The 17,608-nt window shown below is 53.0% G+C and carries 18 protein-coding genes; 2 read left to right on the plus strand and 16 right to left on the minus strand.

The features are described from left to right. From GS398_RS22650 to GS398_RS05500, 6 genes are all read right to left on the minus strand, one after another. Complete coding sequence (locus GS398_RS22650; RefSeq protein ID WP_255494182.1) at window positions 1-141, minus strand: EcsC family protein; 141 nt, start codon at window positions 139-141, stop codon at window positions 1-3. Window positions 142-152: 11 nt separating this feature from the next. Then, the gene (locus GS398_RS05480) at window positions 153-743 is read right to left on the minus strand and encodes an EcsC family protein (RefSeq protein WP_255494184.1); all 591 of its coding nucleotides are present in this window, start codon (window positions 741-743) and stop codon (window positions 153-155) included. A 70-nt stretch (window positions 744-813) separates the two neighbouring features. After that, window positions 814-1,866, minus strand: a complete 1,053-nt coding sequence (gene rfbB / locus GS398_RS05485) for a dTDP-glucose 4,6-dehydratase (protein WP_160905693.1) — start codon at window positions 1,864-1,866, stop codon at window positions 814-816. Window positions 1,867-1,955: 89 nt separating this feature from the next. Continuing rightward, window positions 1,956-2,984: a UDP-glucose 4-epimerase GalE gene (gene galE / locus GS398_RS05490; RefSeq protein ID WP_160905694.1), complete on the minus strand. Its 1,029-nt coding sequence runs from the start codon at window positions 2,982-2,984 to the stop codon at window positions 1,956-1,958. Window positions 2,985-2,986: 2 nt separating this feature from the next. Beyond that, complete coding sequence (locus GS398_RS05495; protein WP_160905695.1) at window positions 2,987-3,976, minus strand: UDP-glucuronic acid decarboxylase family protein; 990 nt, start codon at window positions 3,974-3,976, stop codon at window positions 2,987-2,989. After that, complete coding sequence (locus GS398_RS05500; protein ID WP_160905696.1) at window positions 3,973-5,286, minus strand: UDP-glucose dehydrogenase family protein; 1,314 nt, start codon at window positions 5,284-5,286, stop codon at window positions 3,973-3,975. Before GS398_RS05500 ends, GS398_RS05495 begins: the two co-directional genes overlap by 4 nt. Window positions 5,287-5,456: 170 nt before the next feature. Here GS398_RS05500 and GS398_RS05505 point away from each other — a divergent pair, with 170 nt between their 5' ends. After that, window positions 5,457-6,716, plus strand: a complete 1,260-nt coding sequence (locus GS398_RS05505) for a 3-deoxy-D-manno-octulosonic acid transferase (protein ID WP_160905697.1) — start codon at window positions 5,457-5,459, stop codon at window positions 6,714-6,716. On the opposite strand, the gene hemH is transcribed toward GS398_RS05505, so the two are convergent. The 8 genes from hemH to GS398_RS05545 all read right to left on the minus strand — a co-directional run bounded on the left by hemH (window position 6,706) and on the right by GS398_RS05545 (window position 15,178). Next, window positions 6,706-7,716, minus strand: a complete 1,011-nt coding sequence (hemH, locus tag GS398_RS05510; RefSeq protein WP_160905698.1) for a ferrochelatase — start codon at window positions 7,714-7,716, stop codon at window positions 6,706-6,708. The genes GS398_RS05505 and hemH overlap by 11 nt on opposite strands. A gap of 272 nt (window positions 7,717-7,988) precedes the next feature. Continuing rightward, window positions 7,989-8,651 carry a fatty acid desaturase gene (locus GS398_RS05515; RefSeq protein ID WP_160905699.1) on the minus strand — a complete coding sequence of 221 codons (663 nt, stop codon included), beginning with the start codon at window positions 8,649-8,651 and terminating at the stop codon, window positions 7,989-7,991. A gap of 9 nt (window positions 8,652-8,660) precedes the next feature. After that, window positions 8,661-9,524, minus strand: coding sequence for a 4-hydroxy-3-methylbut-2-enyl diphosphate reductase (locus GS398_RS05520; protein ID WP_369410226.1), 864 nt, complete (start codon window positions 9,522-9,524; stop codon window positions 8,661-8,663). A gap of 90 nt (window positions 9,525-9,614) precedes the next feature. Next, window positions 9,615-10,262: a carotenoid biosynthesis protein gene (locus GS398_RS05525; protein WP_160905700.1), complete on the minus strand. Its 648-nt coding sequence runs from the start codon at window positions 10,260-10,262 to the stop codon at window positions 9,615-9,617. Continuing rightward, window positions 10,235-11,326, minus strand: a complete 1,092-nt coding sequence (locus GS398_RS05530; protein WP_160905701.1) for a glycosyltransferase family 2 protein — start codon at window positions 11,324-11,326, stop codon at window positions 10,235-10,237. The genes GS398_RS05525 and GS398_RS05530 overlap by 28 nt, the downstream gene beginning before the upstream one ends. A 3-nt stretch (window positions 11,327-11,329) precedes the next feature. Next, window positions 11,330-11,953: a lysophospholipid acyltransferase family protein gene (locus GS398_RS05535; RefSeq protein ID WP_160905702.1), complete on the minus strand. Its 624-nt coding sequence runs from the start codon at window positions 11,951-11,953 to the stop codon at window positions 11,330-11,332. Between the two features lie 17 nt (window positions 11,954-11,970). Then, window positions 11,971-13,446: a 1-hydroxycarotenoid 3,4-desaturase CrtD gene (gene crtD / locus GS398_RS05540; RefSeq protein WP_160905703.1), complete on the minus strand. Its 1,476-nt coding sequence runs from the start codon at window positions 13,444-13,446 to the stop codon at window positions 11,971-11,973. 19 nt (window positions 13,447-13,465) lie between these two features. Next, on the minus strand, window positions 13,466-15,178 hold the full coding sequence (locus GS398_RS05545; protein WP_160905704.1) for a M28 family peptidase: 1,713 nt from the start codon (window positions 15,176-15,178) through the stop codon (window positions 13,466-13,468). A 106-nt stretch (window positions 15,179-15,284) separates the two neighbouring features. On the opposite strand from GS398_RS05545, the gene GS398_RS05550 reads away from it, so the two are divergent. Then, complete coding sequence (locus GS398_RS05550) at window positions 15,285-15,980, plus strand: proline and serine-rich protein 1 family protein (protein WP_160905705.1); 696 nt, start codon at window positions 15,285-15,287, stop codon at window positions 15,978-15,980. Between the two features lie 89 nt (window positions 15,981-16,069). Here GS398_RS05550 and GS398_RS05555 read toward each other — a convergent pair whose 3' ends face one another. Then, window positions 16,070-16,255 carry a hypothetical protein gene (locus GS398_RS05555; protein ID WP_160905706.1) on the minus strand — a complete coding sequence of 62 codons (186 nt, stop codon included), beginning with the start codon at window positions 16,253-16,255 and terminating at the stop codon, window positions 16,070-16,072. A 122-nt stretch (window positions 16,256-16,377) separates the two neighbouring features. Further along, entirely contained in the window at window positions 16,378-17,607 is a 1,230-nt protein-coding gene (locus tag GS398_RS05560; RefSeq protein WP_160905707.1) for a multidrug effflux MFS transporter, read from the minus strand. Between the last annotated feature and the right edge of the window lies 1 nt (window position 17,608).

The raw sequence follows: 17,608 nt of genomic DNA on the forward strand, positions 1-17,608 counted from the left end.
CTAGCCGCCGCCGGCCGGCAGCCAGCGGCTTTCCAGCCTCATCCGGTAACAGTTCATGGCGGTTTCTCCCAGCTTATCTACTAGTTTATAATTCGCTATAGCGCCAACGGCAGCACCGATCACCGGGATCAGTTGGGCCATTTTAGCCAGGTCTATATAATCGCGGTATTCCTGCTGGAAAGTGCGCCAGTCGAATCATCAACATTTTCTGGCAGCGTGGCAGCGTAGGCATCCCAGCCGGCTATATATTGCTTATAGATCGCGTTTCGCCGTTCCTGGCTCGAAAAGGCCAGTTGGAACACGTAGAGAATATACACGCGTTCTTTATATTCCTTTACGTCAAACCCGTACAGCGAGGCTATCTCGAACAGTAATTTAAGCTTAATTCCCAGCAGCAGCGGGAAATCTGCCAGGCCCCACAAAATGCCGCCCGCGCCCGTAAGCGCTCCTTCCGCGGCTGCGGTATGGCGATAGTTTTCGATCTTGCTGCGCACCAGCGCCTCCGTAAGCTCGGGCGAGCTAACTTTCGCCGGCCTCGCCGTGAGGTGCTTCGACCCGAAAAGCACCAATTGGACCATCTTCCGGATGGCAACCGTAATGGCGTGGTGTACCTTACCAGGGATAAGGTTATTTACCTTGTTCTGTACGCCCCTGGAAATGCGGTCGCCCAGGGATGGCTTCCGCCGCATTTTTTGCTGCCATTGGCGGAGGGCCGCTTGTACGAGGGAAAGGTAAGTGATCATGGGTTATCAGTTATTAGCCTTTTTGTAAGACGTTTTAAGGGACTGATCACTGACAGCCGGCAACCGGGCACTACCTGTTCGTATATTGTTCTTCGTAATACGATTGATAATGGCCGGAGGTCACATCGTTTAGCCACGCCTCGTTGTCGAGGTACCATTGCACGGTTTTCTCCAGGCCCTCTTCAAATTGCAGGCTTGGGGTCCAGTTCAATTCGCGTTGAAGTTTCGACGAGTCGATCGCATAGCGGAGGTCGTGCCCGGCGCGGTCCGTTACAAAAGTGATCAGCTTTGCGGAAGTTCCCTCCGTTCGACCCAGCTTCTTATCCATTACGCGGCAAAGCAAATGGATAAGGTCGATGTTTTTCCACTCATTATGACCGCCGATATTGTAGGTATCGCCGGCTTTAGCGTTGTGAAAGATCACATCGATGGCACGCGCATGATCTTCTACCCACAGCCAGTCGCGGATGTTTTCGCCCTTGCCATATACCGGCACCGGCTTATCGTTCCTGATGTTGTTTATTGCCAGCGGGATCAGCTTCTCGGGGAAATGGTACGATCCATAATTATTGGAACAGTTGGATATCACGTTATTCATGCCGTACGTATCCTGGTAGGCCCGTACAAAATGATCGGAGCTTGCCTTCGAGGCTGAATACGGGCTATGCGGATCGTAAGCCGTTGATTCGGTGAACATGCCGGTTTCGCCTAATGTGCCGTACACCTCATCGGTAGAAACATGGTAAAAGCGTTTGTTATCGTAATCGCCTTTCCAGCTTACACGTGCGGCATTCAGCAGGTTTACGGTACCCACCACGTTGGTCATCACAAAATCTACCGGGCTGGTGATCGAGCGGTCAACATGCGATTCGGCGGCGAGGTGGATCACCGCATCAAAACCCTCGTCCTCAAACAACGCGTCGATAAAAGGTGCATCCACGATGTCTCCTTTCACAAAGTGATAATTCGGGCTGTTCTCAATATCCTTCAGGTTCGCCAGGTTACCGGCGTAGGTAAGCTTATCGAGGTTTACGATGGTATAATCAGGGTAGGTGGTTACGAAACGGCGCACCACGTGCGAGCCTATAAAGCCGGCGCCCCCGGTGATGAGGATTTTTTTCATAGCTTTTAGTTATCAGTTGCCAGTTATCAGTTGTCAGTTCCTTTACGGCGCCATACCGGCACTGATTACTGACAACTGATCACTGATGACTACGTTATCGGGTTCTCCTTAATATACTGCTCCCATTTCCAGGCCGAGCTCATCATTTCAGGCAAGCCGTAAGCAGCTTTCCAGCCTAATACCTGTTCGGTTTTGGTTACGTCGCCCCATACCTGTTCTACATCTCCGGGACGACGCGGACCGATCTTATAATCGAGCTTTACGCCGGTAGAGGTTTCGAAGGCGTTTATCACTTCCAGTACCGAGCTTCCGGTGCCGGTACCCACGTTAAAGGCCTCGTAGTTCGATCCGGCGCTTTTTTGTTCCAGGCGCCGGATGGCGGCCACATGCGCTTTTGCCAGGTCGACCACGTGAATATAATCGCGGATACAGCTGCCGTCGGGCGTGTTATAATCATTACCGTAAACGGTGATGGGCCCCCGTTTGCCAATAGCGCTTTGGGTAATAAACGGTACCAGGTTTTGTGGTACGCCGATAGGCAGTTCGCCTATGGTGGCAGAATCATGCGCCCCGACCGGGTTAAAGTAACGCAGCGAAATAAAGCGGTAATTGGCGTTAACTTTAGCGGTATCCACCAGGATCTCTTCGCAGATCTGCTTGGTATTGCCATAGGGCGACTCTGCTTTTTTTACAGGCGCTTCCTCGGTTACCGGGAGGCGGTCCGGTTGCCCGTAAACGGTGCACGACGAAGAGAAAACCAGGTCCACATCACGGTTAGCGAAAGCGGTTAACAGGTTTATTAACGAGTAAAAGTTGTTCCGGTAGTACTTTACCGGGTACTGTACCGATTCGCCTACCGCTTTGTAGGCGGCGAAATGGATCACTCCGCTGATGCCTTCGTGCCGTGCCACAAAATCGATCACCAGCGCCTCGTCGGCCAGGTCGAGTTGTTCAAACTGCGGACGAATACCGGAAATAGCCGTGATCTGGTCGAGAATGCCGATACTCGAATTGGAAAGGTTATCGATGATCACTACATCGTACCCGGCTTTTTGTAGCTCTACTACGGTGTGTGAACCAATGTATCCTGTTCCGCCCGTTACCAGAATTGTGTTCATAGTTATTTGTTATACGTCGTAAAATCTTTATGGTCGATCTTATCAATCAGTTCCTGGGGAAGCGACTTAAAATATTCGTAAGTGATCTTTAATCCCTCCTCCCGCGAAACCTTCGGCTCCCAGCCAAGAATGGTACGTGCCTTGGTGATATCGGGGCGGCGTTGTTTCGGATCGTCAGTAGGAAGTTCCTTGTACACCATTTTTTGTTTCGTTCCGGTAAGCTTAATGATCTCCTCGCCAAACTCTTTAATGGTGATCTCGCTCGGGTTACCGATATTTACGGGGTAAGCATAATCACTTAACAGGAGGCGGTAGATCCCTTCAATAAGGTCTGAAACATAGCAGAATGAACGTGTTTGCGAGCCATCGCCGAAAACGGTAAGATCTTCGCCCCGGATCGCCTGGCCGATGAACGCGGGCAGTACGCGTCCGTCGTTAAGCCGCATACGCGGGCCATACGTATTAAAAATACGCACAATACGGGTTTCAACGCCATGGAAGGTGTGGTAAGCCATGGTAATAGATTCCTGGAAACGCTTAGCCTCATCATAAACGCCGCGCGGGCCTACGGTATTTACGTTGCCCCAGTATTCTTCAGGCTGCGGGTTAACAGAAGGATCGCCATAGATCTCGGAAGTAGAAGCGATAAGCATCCTGGCTTTTTTCGCTTTCGCCAAACCTAACAGGTTATGTGTTCCCAACGAGCCTACTTTCAGGGTCTGGATAGGGATCTTCAGGTAGTCGATCGGGCTTGCGGGCGAGGCGAAATGCAGGATGTAATCCAGCTCCCCGGGTACGTGTACGAACTTCGATACATCGTGGTGGTAGAATTCGAAATTTTCCAGTTTAAACAAATGCTCTATGTTGCGGAGGTCGCCGGTGATGAGGTTGTCCATCGCAATTACATGGCAATCTTCTGCAATAAACCTGTCGCAAAGATGCGAACCCAAAAACCCGGCGGCCCCGGTGATCAAAACACGTTTTCTGCTCATGATGTTATCGTCTGACGTCCAATGCTGTTGTAGTAGTATCCGCGGTCTATCATTCGCTGCAGGTCGTATAAGTTCCGGCCGTCAAATATTACGCGCGCCTTAAGGGCGTTTTCCATGCGGTCGAAATCCGGGGTCCTGAACAGCGGCCACTCGGTAACGATAATGAGGGCGTCAGCGCCCGCCAGCGCATCGTACGGGTCTTCTGCATAACCGATCATATCGCCTTTGGCGCGGCGTACATTTTCGATCGCTTCCGGGTCGTAGGCTACCACCTGGGCGCCTTCTTTCACCAGCTCATCAATAATATAGAGCGCCGGCGCTTCGCGGATGTCGTCGGTATCGGGCTTAAATGCCAGTCCCCACAACGCGAACTTTTTGCCTCCGAGGCCTTCTTTATAGTATTTCTTCATTTTATCAACGATCACCGTTTTCTGGCGCTCGTTCACCTCCATTACAGAGTTAAGGATCTTAAAGTTGTAGTCGTACTCGCTCGCCGATTTTGCCAGCGCCTGTACGTCTTTCGGGAAACAGCTTCCGCCATAGCCAACACCCGGGAAGAGAAATCGTTTGCCGATGCGCGCATCCGAGCCGATGCCGCGGCGCACCATGTCTACATCCGCATTCACCAGCTCGCATAAATTAGCGATCTCGTTCATGAACGTGATCTTGGTGGCCAGGAACGAATTGGCTGCGTACTTGGTCAGCTCCGAAGAGCGCTCGTCCATAAATATTACCGGGTTGCCGGATCTTACGTAGGGCGCGTAAAGTTCCTCCATCAATTTCCGGGCGCGGTCACTGCGGGTACCCACTACTACGCGGTCTGGTTTCATAAAGTCATCTACCGCTACGCCCTCGCGCAGGAATTCGGGGTTCGAAACCACGTCGACCACCACTTGCGTATGGGCTTCGAAAACGGCTTTCACTTTATCGGCCGTGCCAACGGGAACGGTAGACTTGGTAACTACCACTTTGTAATCTTTTACCAGCTGGGCGATGTTTTTAGCGGCGCCGAGTACGTAACTAAGGTCGGCGGAGCCGTCGCCTCCCGGCGGAGTGGGCAAGGCCAGGAAGATGATCCTGGCTTCTTCGATCGCGCCGGCAAGCTCCGTGGTAAACGTAAGCCGCTTTTGCGCGATGTTTCGTTGAAAGAGCAGATCGAGCCCTGGCTCGTAAATAGGGATCTCTCCCTGTTTCATCTTTGCCACTTTCTCTGCATTTATATCAACGCAGATCACATCGTTCCCGGTTTCGGCAAGGCATGTACCAGTCACTAAACCCACATAACCAGTTCCTACGACTGCAATTTTCATTTGTATAATTTGTTTTTAGGGATAATAAGCTTTTATAGATAATTAGCACGTTACGTGAAACAAAAAGGATTGTTCCATAAATAATCCTGGTGCGGCTTTTTCCGATGTTAATTCGCAGGCGAGAAGATTAAACATAACTTTGGCGAATATAATTAATTAAGCAAATAGGAATGCTGTTTTTTTACAACCTGGGAATTGCACTTTATACCGCGCTGCTTTGGGTCCTGCAGTTTTTTAACCCAAAAGCGAAAAAGTGGGTAAAGGGCCGCGAAGGGTTGTTGCCCGCTATCGCGAAAGCGTTGCAAGACGCCCCGCCCCGGTCGACCCTCTGGTTCCATTTTTCCTCGTTGGGCGAGTTTGAACAGGGGCGCCCCGTGCTGGAGCAAACCCGGCAGGTCATGCCGCAGAAACGGCTGGTCGTTACCTTTTTCTCCCCTTCGGGTTACGAGATCAGGAAGGGCTACCCGCTGGCCGACCACGTGTTTTACCTGCCCACCGATACCGAAGCACATGCGGAGGCGCTTCTCAGCCTGCTCGATCCGGAATTCGCGGTGTTCACTAAATACGATTACTGGTACCATTATTTTAACGGGCTCCGCCGGCGCGGGATCCCGTTATATGTGATCTCTGCCATTTATAACGAAAAGCAGTCTTTCTTCCGCTGGTACGGTTTTTTTTCCCGCCGGATGCTGGCACTCGTTACCCATATTTTTGTGCAGGACCAGCAGAGCCTCGCGCTGCTAAAAACCATTGGCATCAACCAGGTTGCCGTAAGCGGCGATACCCGTTTCGATCGCGTAGCGCACCTGGCGCAGGCCGCCAAAAGCTTCCCGGCGGTACAGGATTTTGCCGGCGGCTCCCCGGTACTTATCGCCGGCAGCACCTGGCCCAAAGACGAAGAGCTGATCAAATCGGTTGTTTCATATCTTCCTGGCTGGAAGTTCATAATCGCCCCCCACGAGATCGGTGAAAGCAGGATCCTGGGCATCGAATCCCTCTTCGCCGGTTACGGCACCATAAAATTCCAGGAACCGGATAACTCCAATGCCAGCGTATCTATAAACACCCGACGTCCAACGCCTAACGTATTAATCATCAATAACATCGGCCTCCTGTCTTCGCTCTACCGATATGCCTCGCTGGCGTATATCGGTGGCGGTTTCGGCGCAGGCATACACAATACGCTGGAGGCTGCTACCTTTAACCTGCCGGTGATCTTTGGCCCGAATTACCAGCGCTTCCGTGAAGCGAGGGACCTGGTTTCTCAGAAAGCCGGGTTTTCTGTCGCCACCACCGAAGAGCTTGCAGCCGTGATCGAAACCCTGAAAGAGCCCGCGACCCGCATCGCCGCAGGCAAAAAAGCAGGCGATTATGTACGCGAAAATACGGGGGCGACAGCGGTTATTTTAAAACACATCCTCACCCCTTAGCCAGCGCTGCCAGCCCCTCTATCCACGTCGGGTGATCGTTAAGGCTTTCCACCAGTTGTACCTCTTCGCCGCCAAGGTGCCTGAATTCATCACGGTATTCCACGCTTACCTCGTAAACGGTTTCCAGGCAATCGGCCACAAAAGCCGGGCAGAGCACCAGCAGGCGTTTCACGCCCTTTTTAGCAAGCTCGGCAAGCACTTCGCTGGTATATGGTTTTACCCAGGGATCATTGCCCAGGCGCGACTGGAAGCACACGGTGTAGCGGTCGCGGTTAAGGCCGAGCTTTTGGGCAATGAGCCTTGCGGTATCGTACGACTGGGCCGAGTAGCAAAATTTATTTTCGTTGGTAAGGGCATCGCAGCAATCGGCCGACTTGAGGCAATGCCGTGCAGAATAATCGGATTTAGCGAGTTGCCTTTCGGGCAGTCCGTGAAAGCTGAACAGGACATGGTCGTACGTTTCTGGCTGGTATTTAAGCGCGTTTTCGGCAAACGTGTCTATCATCGGCGCCAGGTCGTGAAACGAGTTCACAAACGAGATCTGCGGGATGGTGAGCCATTCGGAAACCAGCTTCATCACTTTTTCGAGTACCGAGCCGCTGCTGGCCGACGCATACTGCGGGAACATGGGGATCACCCGGATGCTTTCTACCAATCCCGAGCGTAGGTTGGCCAGCGCCGTTTCGATGGAAGGGCTCTGGTAGCGCATGGCCAGTTCTACCTGGTACCCGTCGCCGAGCCGCTGCTGCAGCAACTCTTTCTGCCGGAGGCTGTAATAGAGCAAGGGCGAACCTTTTTCGGACCAGATCTCTTTGTAAAGTTTGGCGGATTTCGGTCCGCGGAAGGGCACGATCACACTTTTTACCAGCAACGCACGCCCCACGGGGTTAATATCGAGCACACGCGCATCCATTAAAAATTCATCAAGGTACTTGCGTACATCGGGTACAGAAGGACTATCGGGTGTGCCGAGGTTAACGAGGAGGATTCCTTTTTTCATTTATTTTTAGCTGTCAGCTATCAGCCGTCAGCTATCAGCTTCTATCCCGGCGCAAGGAATGCGCAGATAGCTGACGGCTGCGGCCGATAGCCAGGATTCAAACTAACCCCGAAAGCCGGCAAATATTGTCGCTTCACAGGCTATAATTTCGTTTAAAATTACCAGATCGTTTGATAATGTTCACCGGACGATCCCGCGGCAAAGGTAACTTTTATTAATGACGACGTTGACCCGGCCTATGTAAGCGATCCCTTTTTACTGGCCGATGACGGTTACGCCTTAAGCTTCCACAGTTGCCACCAGGGCACGGCGGGTTGTTCGTGGTGCTCCAGGTGATAGCCAAAGAAATAGCAGGAAAGAAAGGCGGCCAGGTGATTTTTCCGCTGGGTGCGCGAGTGATGTTTGTTTTCGTGCTCGCCATGGTGCGGCAGCCAGGTGCCGAAATAAAATAGCTGCAGCGTACTTAATAACGACGGCAGCACCCAGAATAATAACAGGTTTTTTTCAGGAAACCATACTTTAAGCAGGTTGAACAAGACAGCCATTGCGGCTATCTGCCACCACGAAATATAGGACGCGATAAAACCGGCATACCAGGGCCAGAACTTTCCCGGGTGATGGTCCGGGTCGTCGCCGGTATGTACATAACGGTGGTGTTCGTGGTGTTTGCGATAGAGTTTCCGGTAGGGAAACAGGGCGTACAAAAGCGTGCATAACTGCCCGGTAAAACTGTTTATTGCGCGGTTGGACGAAACTGTTCCGTGCATGGCATCATGTGCGGTAATAAACAGGCCTGTATAAAGGTGCGCCTGTATGAGCACCGCGGCATATACGAGCGGGTCGGTCCACGAGAAATCCCGTGTGAGCAGGAACGCCAGGCTGAATGCCCAGGTACTTACCAGGAGTGTTGCGATGAGCAGGCCCTGATACTTCATCTGTTACGGTTAAAAGGCTTCGAGGGCATCCTTTACTTCCTGCATCAGCCACATGGGCGTAGAGGTGGCGCCGCAGATCCCCACCTTATCATAGGGCTTAAACATCGAGCGGTCGAGCTCGGCTGCATTAGAAATAAAGCAGGTATTTGGATTGTGTTTCAGGCAAACTTCATACAGCACTTTGCCGTTGGAGGATTTTTTACCCGAAACAAATACGATCTTATCGAAATCTTTCACGAAATCCCGCAGCTCTTCGTCGCGGTTCGATACCTGGCGGCAGATCGTGTCGTTGGCCTTTACCTCGTAACCGCGTCGGATCAGCTCCTCTTTAATGGCATAAAACTTCTCCGTGCTTTTGGTGGTCTGGCTATAAAGCGTAAAGCTTTCGGGGAGCTGCGCTTTGTCCAGTTCCGAAATGTCCTGGAACACCAGCGCCTGGTTGTCGGTTTGCCCCTGCAGGCCGATCACCTCGGCATGGCCATGTTTACCAAAGATCAGGATGTTCTCCTTGCCTTCGTGCGAGTTCTTGATACGGTTCTGCAGTTTAAGCACTACCGGGCAGGAGGCGTCTATGAGGGTAATGTTGTGTTCCAGCGCCAGGCGGTAGGTTTCGGGGGCTTCGCCGTGTGCACGGATGAGTACTTTTTCGTGGCTCAGGTTCTTCAGGTCGTCGTGCGAAATGATGCGCAGGCCCTTGGCACGGAGGCGCTCCACTTCCTCGTCGTTGTGCACGATGTCGCCCAGGCAATACAAGTAACCGTCTTCTTCCAGGATCTCCTCGGCCATATCGATGGCGTACACCACGCCGAAGCAAAAACCGGAGGAGCTATCGATGGTAACCTGCAGGTGATGGGATTGGTCGGTGGTGATCACGGTAGTTATATGATTATTAAACGCAAAAATACGAAAATGTTTTGGGGATGGGTGTGGAGAATGTATGGTCAAAAGAAGGGCATTCCAAACTTAAAATTTTGCCAGCGCTGCAAAAAAAACCAGTTGCACTAAATATAGCGTTGCCGCCGCCAGGTTCCTTGGTTGCTGCACTAACCGTCCCCATATCACCAGCATGATAAATGAAACCACCAGCCAGGCCACATAATTTTGCACCGGCACGTGGTTATCCTCCCAGCGCCAGTAATTATATTTAACCGCTACGGGCTCGATCAGGCGGTCGAGTGCAGCCAATAGCATCGCCCCGGCAAATGCCGCCAGCCACCTGTTCTTTATCCCGAGATAAGCCGTTACCGCGCCCGCGCCGCAAACCAGCAGCACCCAGTTCAGCCCGATGAGCAGCGGCACCCCGCCTGCCTTAACGCCAAGCGTGCTTCCATAGGCATAGTGACCAAAAATAACGCCCGTTTTAACGCCGGCAAGCTCTACCAGGAAGCCCCCGGTGTATACCAGACTTACGGCCCGCCAGAAACGGTGGTTCCGCTCCCGTTGGTCGGCGATCAATAAACCTCCCATCAGCAGCAGGTGAAAAGGCACGATCGCGAGGAACAGGCTCTCGGTATCCGCAAGAAGGAAGCCCGCTAGTCCTACCGCATGAAACAGCACCACCAATGCGGCCGCACCATATCTTTTCACGAAGCGATCTTGCGGCCTTTCCATGTGGCTGATCGGGATAAATGATGTTTTATAGATAATATGGCGATGACGAGCAATGCCACCATCTGCAGCGGGTGCAGCAATACGTTCAGTGCCAGGTTCTGCCCGGCGCTGAGCGATGAGAGGATGCGCGACAGCACGATCAGCGTAAGCGCAAAGAACAACAGCGACAGGTCGAGATATATAGCGATAAAAACTGGCCCGGCCATTACCAGCATCAGGTAGATCAGCAAGCCGGGAATACTGTTAGAAAACCCCGCCAGCAGGTTTTTGCTGAACCCATTCAATGCCTCGAACAGGCCGGTGTACATGCGGCAGGAAATATGCCCGTTGGCAAGTAACGCTTCCCCCCGCAAACCACCGGCTTTTACGAGGCGCATGATAGCGATGTCTTCGGCCACCTGCTGTTTTACCTGCTCATGCCATTGGTGACGATGATAATCGCTTGCCTCAAAAAGCATGAACTGGCCGCTGGCCGCAGCGAAAGCAGGGTTTGCCGACAACCTTACCAATCTTAAAGGCAGCAGGTTAAGCAGGATAAAATGCATCAGCGGTACCACCAGCCGTTCGCCCGCCGTAACCATCACCTGGTTGGTGAACAGGCTTAGCAGCGATAAGCGAAGCAGCTTGATGCGGTGTACCGAGTGATTGATCAGCCCGGCGCCGACGGTTTCATCCGCGTCCAGGAACAGGAGGTACTTTCCACGCGCCAGGCCGGACAGCTGGTGGCAGGCGTAGTTTTTCCCGAGCCAGTTTGCTGGAAGCGGTTTCCCGGGGATCACGGTAATGCGGGGATCGTGTTTTGCAAATGTTTCGCAAACAATGGCAGTTTGGTCGGTAGAGCCATCGTCGAGAATCAGTACCTCGAAATTTTCGTAATCCTGGTCGAGCAGGGATTGAAGCAGCCGCCCGATGTTCTTTTCCTCGTTGCGTACGGGAATGAGCACGGAAACAAGGTCATGGTACTGCCTGGGCGACCCCGTGAGTTTCGGGTTAGAGATATAATTGAACAGCGTAACGGTGAACCGCAGGATCAGGAAAAAGAAGATAATATAAAAGAGGACCATTATTTACACCGTGATTTTCGCTTGTTGCAGCCGTGCATTTTCGTAATGCTTGTTATATGCGTCGTTGATCAGTGCCAGGCTTGTCTCCGTTGCAGGCATCCATTGTTCCAGGTAACAGGTAACGGACGGCTTACGGTGCTGGAAATAATCAACGAACAGCGAGGCAAAAAGGTATTGAAAATTTGCGGCCGAACGACTCACCAGTTGTAACAATCCTTTTTCAAACCGGATGTGGTGCGCGTGACCCGAATGCAGTTTCCCCTGCGGGAAAATGAGCACGAGGTTTTCCGGGTCATCCAGCAGCCGGGCCGCAAACTCCAGTGAAGTGAGGAGATCTCTTGATCGCTTTTTCACCGAAAATGCCCCGAGATACTTAAAGAACCACACTTTCCGGTGATTTTCTTCGGTAACCATCACATGGAATTTTTTATGAAGAAATTTTTTATTGAGGTGAAAGATCACGAAAGCATCCCACCAGGAAGAATGGTTAGCCAATAAGAGAACGGCACGACCGGGTTCCAGCGTTATTTCTTTAAAAACCACCTGGTGAAAATCGGAACGGATGATCCTGGAAATGTACCAGGAAAAGAAGGTGTAAACAAGGTTATTGGTGCGGGGACTAAGCATGCAGGTCTAAAGTACGCTTATCGTTTAACCTGCCGAAGCATTCCCGCTACAATCTTTGCCGAGAGCAGCGCCAGCGGGATCCCACCGCCGGGATGCACGCTTCCGCCCGCAAAATAAAGCCCGTGTACGGTCGCCGACCGGTTGGCATGCCGGAGGAACGCCGCATATTTACTGTTGGAGCTCGTACCATAAATGGACCCGCGGTACGACGAGGTGTTTTTGCCGATCCCCCTCGGGCCGAGCACGGATTCGGATACGATGGCCGAAGCGACATCTTTTCCGAGGTTCCTGGAAAGTTTGGTTAAAACGTGCTTCCTGGCCTCGTTAGTCAGCTGTTCCCAGTCCTGTCCCGAATCGGCCGGCACGTTAATCATCACGAACCAGTTTTCACAGCCCGGGGGTGCGTCTGCTGCCTCAAGCTTCGCGCTGATGTTCACGTAAACGGTGGGGTCTTCGTAAATGCGCTGCGCTTTCCAGATGGCGTTGAATTCGGCGGCATAATCCTCGCTAAAGAAAATATTGTGGAGGTCGAGCGACTCTCCCACCGCACCGCTAATCCCCCAGTAAAAGATCAGTGCCGAGCTGCTCCGTTCCTGGCGAAGTATGTGTTTTGGAGGCCGGATTTTCTTAAGCAGCCGCGTATAGGTAAAATAAACGTCCATGTTAGAAACTACCGCGTCCGCGGGATGGAATTGCCCCCGGCTGGTAATGCCGGTAACCTTACGGGAGCTCAGCATAATTTCTTGTACCGGGGCGTTGTATTCGAACGTCACCTGCAGTTCTTCGGCTAACCTTACCAGCGCCCGGGTAATGTTGTACATGCCGCCTTGCGGGAACCAGGCGCCGAAATGGTGCTCGAGATGAGGGATCACGTTGAGCGTGGCGGGCGCCTGGTAGGGGTCGGACCCGTTGTACGTGGCGTACCGGTTAAAAAGCTGGATGGTCTTAGCATCGCGGAAGCGGCGGCTGTTTGCCTCGTTCATGGTGCGGAAAGGGTCGATCGCCGGCAGGCGAAGCAGCGACCGCAAGGTTTGCAGGTTCAGGTAGGAACGGACCTTGTGCAGCGACCGTTCCAGGAAAACCGGCGATGTGATCCCGTAGATCTCCCCGCTTTTGGCCAGGAATTTTTTTACGGCGACGGCATTATCCGCCGTATGTGCGGCTACTTCCCGGGCAAACCGGTCGGCGTCTGCCCATGCGGAAATCGACGTACCATCTTCGTAGAAATAGTTGCAAACGAGGTCCAGTTTACTGCAGGTAAAATAATCCCGCGGATTTTTACCTGCCAGCAGGAACAGCTCATCCACGTATTGCGGCATGGTGAACAGGCTCGGGCCTGCATCAAAGCGGAAACCATTTTCCCTGATCTCGGCAAGCTTCCCGCCAGGATAACTGTTTTGTTCAAAAACCGTCACATCGTATCCTTGGACCGCTGCGCGTATGGCGGTCGCGATACCTGCAACTCCGGCACCAATAACGATCAGCTTTGGCATACAACAACCCGCGCGGGTACTAATTCCAGTTAAGTGCGTCGTAGAAATCCTTCAGCGACTTCTTTTTCGCGGCAATGCCGGCTTTTACATCGCCGGAGGAGCCGCCGGTCTGCAGGTCGTTCGTGGTATCCAGCGCTTTATCATACCACATCCACCAGGCCTCCACAATGTGCTGCTCGTCGGCCAATGCCCGCCCGCCCTTAACGGCCGCTTTGCTTAGCTTCAGTTCGGTTTCCAGCCGGGATTTGGCAGCCTCAACAATTTCGTCGCCTATGGCACCCGCCGTAACGGCGTCCGCACTTACCAGGGTATAGGCGGTCACCAGGGCGCTCACGCCTACATTCTTCAGGGTAGTTTTAGAAACGTTTTCGATCCGGTCGCCGTCGGTATGGTAATACACATCGGTAAAGTGCCACATCAGCAGGCCTGGGATTTTTGCGTTCAGGAAGGGGGTGTGGTCGCTGCCTCCTTCGTAGGGGTTGCTGTTCACTACCCAGTTCGCAAACTTTCCTTGTTCTTTACACCGGTTAATTACAAAATCGTTAAAGTAATGCGGGAACAGGTCGTTCTCTTTTACTTCTGAAGCGCCCCATTCGGTATGTTTGTCATCACCTCGGGTCCATACGGCCGAAGGGTCTTTCATCTTTTCGATCAGGAAGGTGCCGCCGGTCTTTTCCGTGTCTTCGCCCACCATGTCGAGGCTCATGCCCCATTTAATGCCTTTTGCGCGTTCGGCATCGTCGGTGATATACCGCCGGGTAGACACGATCTCGTCTCCCCATAAAAATGTAAGGGTGCGCATGGGCTTCAGCTTGCCAGATTTTACGAGCTGCGCGGTCACGTTCGCCATTTCGGCAAGCGCTCCAACGCCCGATGCATTGTCATTTGCGCCCGGTTCCTGCACGTGCGCGCTAAATACAAAGCGCTCGGCCGGCTTTACGTTCCCGCGCACATTGGCTACGATGGTGAGCTCTTCCGATGGATATGAACGTGCTTTGGCCATCATGTTTACGCTTACTTCGCCTTTGGCCAGCGCGGCTTTTAACCGCTCCTTTGCCTGGTATGATAGCAGGAAGGCCACCACCTTAGCCCTGCCAGAAACGGAGCTGAACTGGATGGAGTTGGGGTGCTTTTCCGGCTGGGTGTATGCGGGCAGGTTGTACGCCAAAACGCCAGCGCCGCCCTTTTGCCCGGCAAGGTCGGCTAAACGGCCGATGGATCCTTCGCCAAATAAGATCTTTCCCTGCAGGTCTTTGCCCTCAAGCTCGGCGGGAGTGCCGCGGCCCACATATACCACGCTGGCCGTAAAACCGCCGTTTACTGTAGAATCAGAATTGATAGCCAGCATATTGCGGTTGGTCTTAAGCTCCAGCAACGGTTTTGATTCGCCTTTGATGGTGAGCGACGCACTAATGGGCTCCCAGGTAGGCCGGGTCATTTGCCGTTTTTCGATGCGGTAGGTGAGCGGCCCGTCGGCCTCGCCTTGCTTCTCCGGCACATAGCCCGCTTTTTTCAGGGTTTCCTCCACATTGCGGATGCTCTCGTCAAATCCCTTGTTGCCCGCTATCCGGAAACGCTTCTCAACGAACGATACGGTATTATAGGCCCGATCGGCATTAAATGCGGTGCGGGTTAGCTCGTAATAGCCGGCAGTAACGGCTTTTATATTCTGTGCGGTGGCCGCGCCCATCGCCGAAGCGGAGACCAGCAGGAAAACAAGGGATTTTCGCATAAGGGATTGTTTGGGTAAAGATAAGAATTTCATTGCGGCTGCGTTATCCTGCAACCTTCGCGCATCCGGGCGCGTCATAAAAGTATTAAACAGAAAGGAGCAAGTCATGAGAATATACATTTTACTGGCAGTTTTATTCAGCCCGATAGCCGCCAGGTGCCAGGTCACTACCAGCGATGCGGAATTATTCATTGCAATAAAAGAAACCGGGAAATACGAGATCTCGGTCGACGATGAGTCGATCTCCTCCCGTGCGGGCCGGTTCCGGTTTTTCGAGCTCGAGCCGGGCAATGCCCTGGTTACCATTAACGTAGCCGGTAAACAAGTCTTTCGCCGCGAAGTATCCCTTAAAGCAGGCACACGTACCATGGCCTCTTTTAGCACGGCTGATGGGTTTAAGCTGAACGACGAGTTGCCGATGTATGCCGATGGCCGTTATGCGCTCGATAATTGGAATGGCGGCATCGTGAGAGAGGAAGAACGCCCCGGCGGAAATAACCGTCCTTTCTTCCGCGAGATGCGCCCCGAAGAGTTTGCCGGGCTCTTTAACTCTTATAAAAAGGAAACGTTCGACGATGGCAAGCTGCGTTTTCTCCAGGTCACGCTGCGCAACAACCGCCTTTCCGTGAACCAGCTGATACAGTTACTGCAGCGCATCACCTTTGATGATAACCGCCTGGTTGCCGCCGTTAACTGTTACCCGGCTGTTTACGACCGCGGTAACTTCTTTAAGATCAGGGATATATTTAACTACCGGATCACAAAGGATAAGTTCGATGCGTTCCTGTTACGGCAGGGTTAACCGCCTGGGGCTTAGCTTCGAGGGCGGTTTCCACGGATTTCCTGACCCAGTTCTTTAAGCTTGAACTTCTTGCCGTTAATGTCGCTACGCTAAAGGGCGGATCTTTTCGCCGGTAGTAAAATAGGAAGACTCGCGGGGGCCTGGGCATGTTTGCGAATGGCGTTCGCGGTCTTCGGCCGTTTTTTCATGATCATGTGCACGAACTCCGTGCGCCCGGTATCGGCGGGTTTGCCCATCAGCTTATAGTCGCCGCTGCGCATCATGAACTGCCACACGGCATAAGGAAGCCGGGCGCCCGCCGAATCGGTAACTACCGAAGATTCATTAAGAACGATGCGTGTAGGTTGCGCGCTGGCGAAGACGCTGATCCCGCCAGGAGGAAAACCGGGATGAGTTTTTAATGGACATAAGGGCTTGGTTGATCGCTGACCCCTAAAGATAGCGATTTAATCTTTTTACGCCCTGTTGCCAGTATAACGAATGCCGCCAGCGACGTGCCGAGCATAATAGCTACCATGGGCACTGCCGACCGTACATCAAACAACCCCACCATCGCGGAAGCGAATGCCCCGAACGCCATTTGCAAACAGCCGAGCAGGGCTGATGCGCTGCCTGCATTTTTCGTAAAAGGCGACATGGCAAGCGCCGAAGCGTTCGGAAAGGTGAAACCCACACAGAACAGGTAAAAAAAGAGCAGCACAAGGGTTGCTTCGAGCCCATACCAGCCCGCCATCGTGCCCGCCAAAAATACGATGGCCACCACCAGCTGCACCGCCAGCGCACCGAAGATGAGCTGCTCGCTGGTGTATTTGCGCAGCAGCAAGGTATTTACCTGTCCCGAGCCGATAAAGCCAATGGAAAGAACGGCGAAAATTATTCCGTACGTTTTAGGGCTTACGCTGAAAATATCCATAAACACCATAGGCGAGCCGGATACGTACACGAACAACCCCGCGAAGGCGATAGCCCCGGAAAAGGCGTACGTATAAAATGCAGGCTCCTTAAGCACCGACAGGAAACCGGAAAGAATAGGGCCCGGTTTGAGCGAGAACGCCGGGTCGGGCGCATAACTTTCCGGGAGCCATAGCGCCGCTGCCGCGAGGATAAGCGCACAAATGACAAGCAGTAAGATAAATACCGAGTGCCAGCCATAAGCGGTAATGAGGTAGCCCCCGGCTGTGGGGGCGATCATGGGTGACGTGCCTACCACCAGCATCAGCAGGGAAAAAACCTTGGCGTTGTCCTTTACCGGGAAAAGGTCGCGCACCATGGCGACGGCTGTTACCGATGCCGCGCAGCCGCCCACGGCCTGTACTAGCCGCCACGCGATAAGCGCACCGATGCTGTGGGCGGTCATACAGGCTGCCGACGCCGCGATGTATATGAGTAAGCCGGCGTAAAGCGGTTTTTTCCGGCCGAAACGGTCTAGCAACGGTCCGTATAAAAGCTGGCCTGCGGCGATGCCGACAAAATAGCTCGACAAAGAAAGCGACACGCTGGCGACCGTGGTGTGCAGGTCTTCGGCAATGACCGGGAACCCCGGCAGGTACATGTCGATAGAAAACGGGCTGAGCGCCGTTAAGGTGCCCAGGATAAAAACGAGGAAATAATATCTTTTTTTCGTCATG

Origin of the sequence: Hufsiella ginkgonis, from assembly GCF_009834915.1 — a bacterium.
GTDB lineage: Bacteria > Bacteroidota > Bacteroidia > Sphingobacteriales > Sphingobacteriaceae > Hufsiella > Hufsiella ginkgonis.

Coding starts and splice junctions, on each gene's coding strand:
- hemH (WP_160905698.1), bottom strand. CDS start 7,716: ATGAAAAAAGGAATCCTCCTCGTTAACCTCGGCACACCCGATAGTCCT.
- GS398_RS05550 (WP_160905705.1), top strand. CDS start 15,285: ATGAGAATATACATTTTACTGGCAGTTTTATTCAGCCCGATAGCCGCC.
- GS398_RS05535 (WP_160905702.1), bottom strand. CDS start 11,953: ATGCTTAGTCCCCGCACCAATAACCTTGTTTACACCTTCTTTTCCTGG.
- crtD (WP_160905703.1), bottom strand. CDS start 13,446: ATGCCAAAGCTGATCGTTATTGGTGCCGGAGTTGCAGGTATCGCGACC.
- galE (WP_160905694.1), bottom strand. CDS start 2,984: ATGAACACAATTCTGGTAACGGGCGGAACAGGATACATTGGTTCACAC.
- GS398_RS05530 (WP_160905701.1), bottom strand. CDS start 11,326: ATGGTCCTCTTTTATATTATCTTCTTTTTCCTGATCCTGCGGTTCACC.
- GS398_RS05505 (WP_160905697.1), top strand. CDS start 5,457: ATGCTGTTTTTTTACAACCTGGGAATTGCACTTTATACCGCGCTGCTT.
- GS398_RS05500 (WP_160905696.1), bottom strand. CDS start 5,286: ATGAAAATTGCAGTCGTAGGAACTGGTTATGTGGGTTTAGTGACTGGT.
- GS398_RS05560 (WP_160905707.1), bottom strand. CDS start 17,607: ATGACGAAAAAAAGATATTATTTCCTCGTTTTTATCCTGGGCACCTTA.
- GS398_RS05515 (WP_160905699.1), bottom strand. CDS start 8,651: ATGAAGTATCAGGGCCTGCTCATCGCAACACTCCTGGTAAGTACCTGG.
- rfbB (WP_160905693.1), bottom strand. CDS start 1,866: ATGAAAAAAATCCTCATCACCGGGGGCGCCGGCTTTATAGGCTCGCAC.
- GS398_RS05480 (WP_255494184.1), bottom strand. CDS start 743: ATGATCACTTACCTTTCCCTCGTACAAGCGGCCCTCCGCCAATGGCAG.
- GS398_RS05495 (WP_160905695.1), bottom strand. CDS start 3,976: ATGAGCAGAAAACGTGTTTTGATCACCGGGGCCGCCGGGTTTTTGGGT.
- GS398_RS05545 (WP_160905704.1), bottom strand. CDS start 15,178: ATGCGAAAATCCCTTGTTTTCCTGCTGGTCTCCGCTTCGGCGATGGGC.
- GS398_RS05525 (WP_160905700.1), bottom strand. CDS start 10,262: ATGGAAAGGCCGCAAGATCGCTTCGTGAAAAGATATGGTGCGGCCGCA.
- GS398_RS22650 (WP_255494182.1), bottom strand. CDS start 141: ATGGCCCAACTGATCCCGGTGATCGGTGCTGCCGTTGGCGCTATAGCG.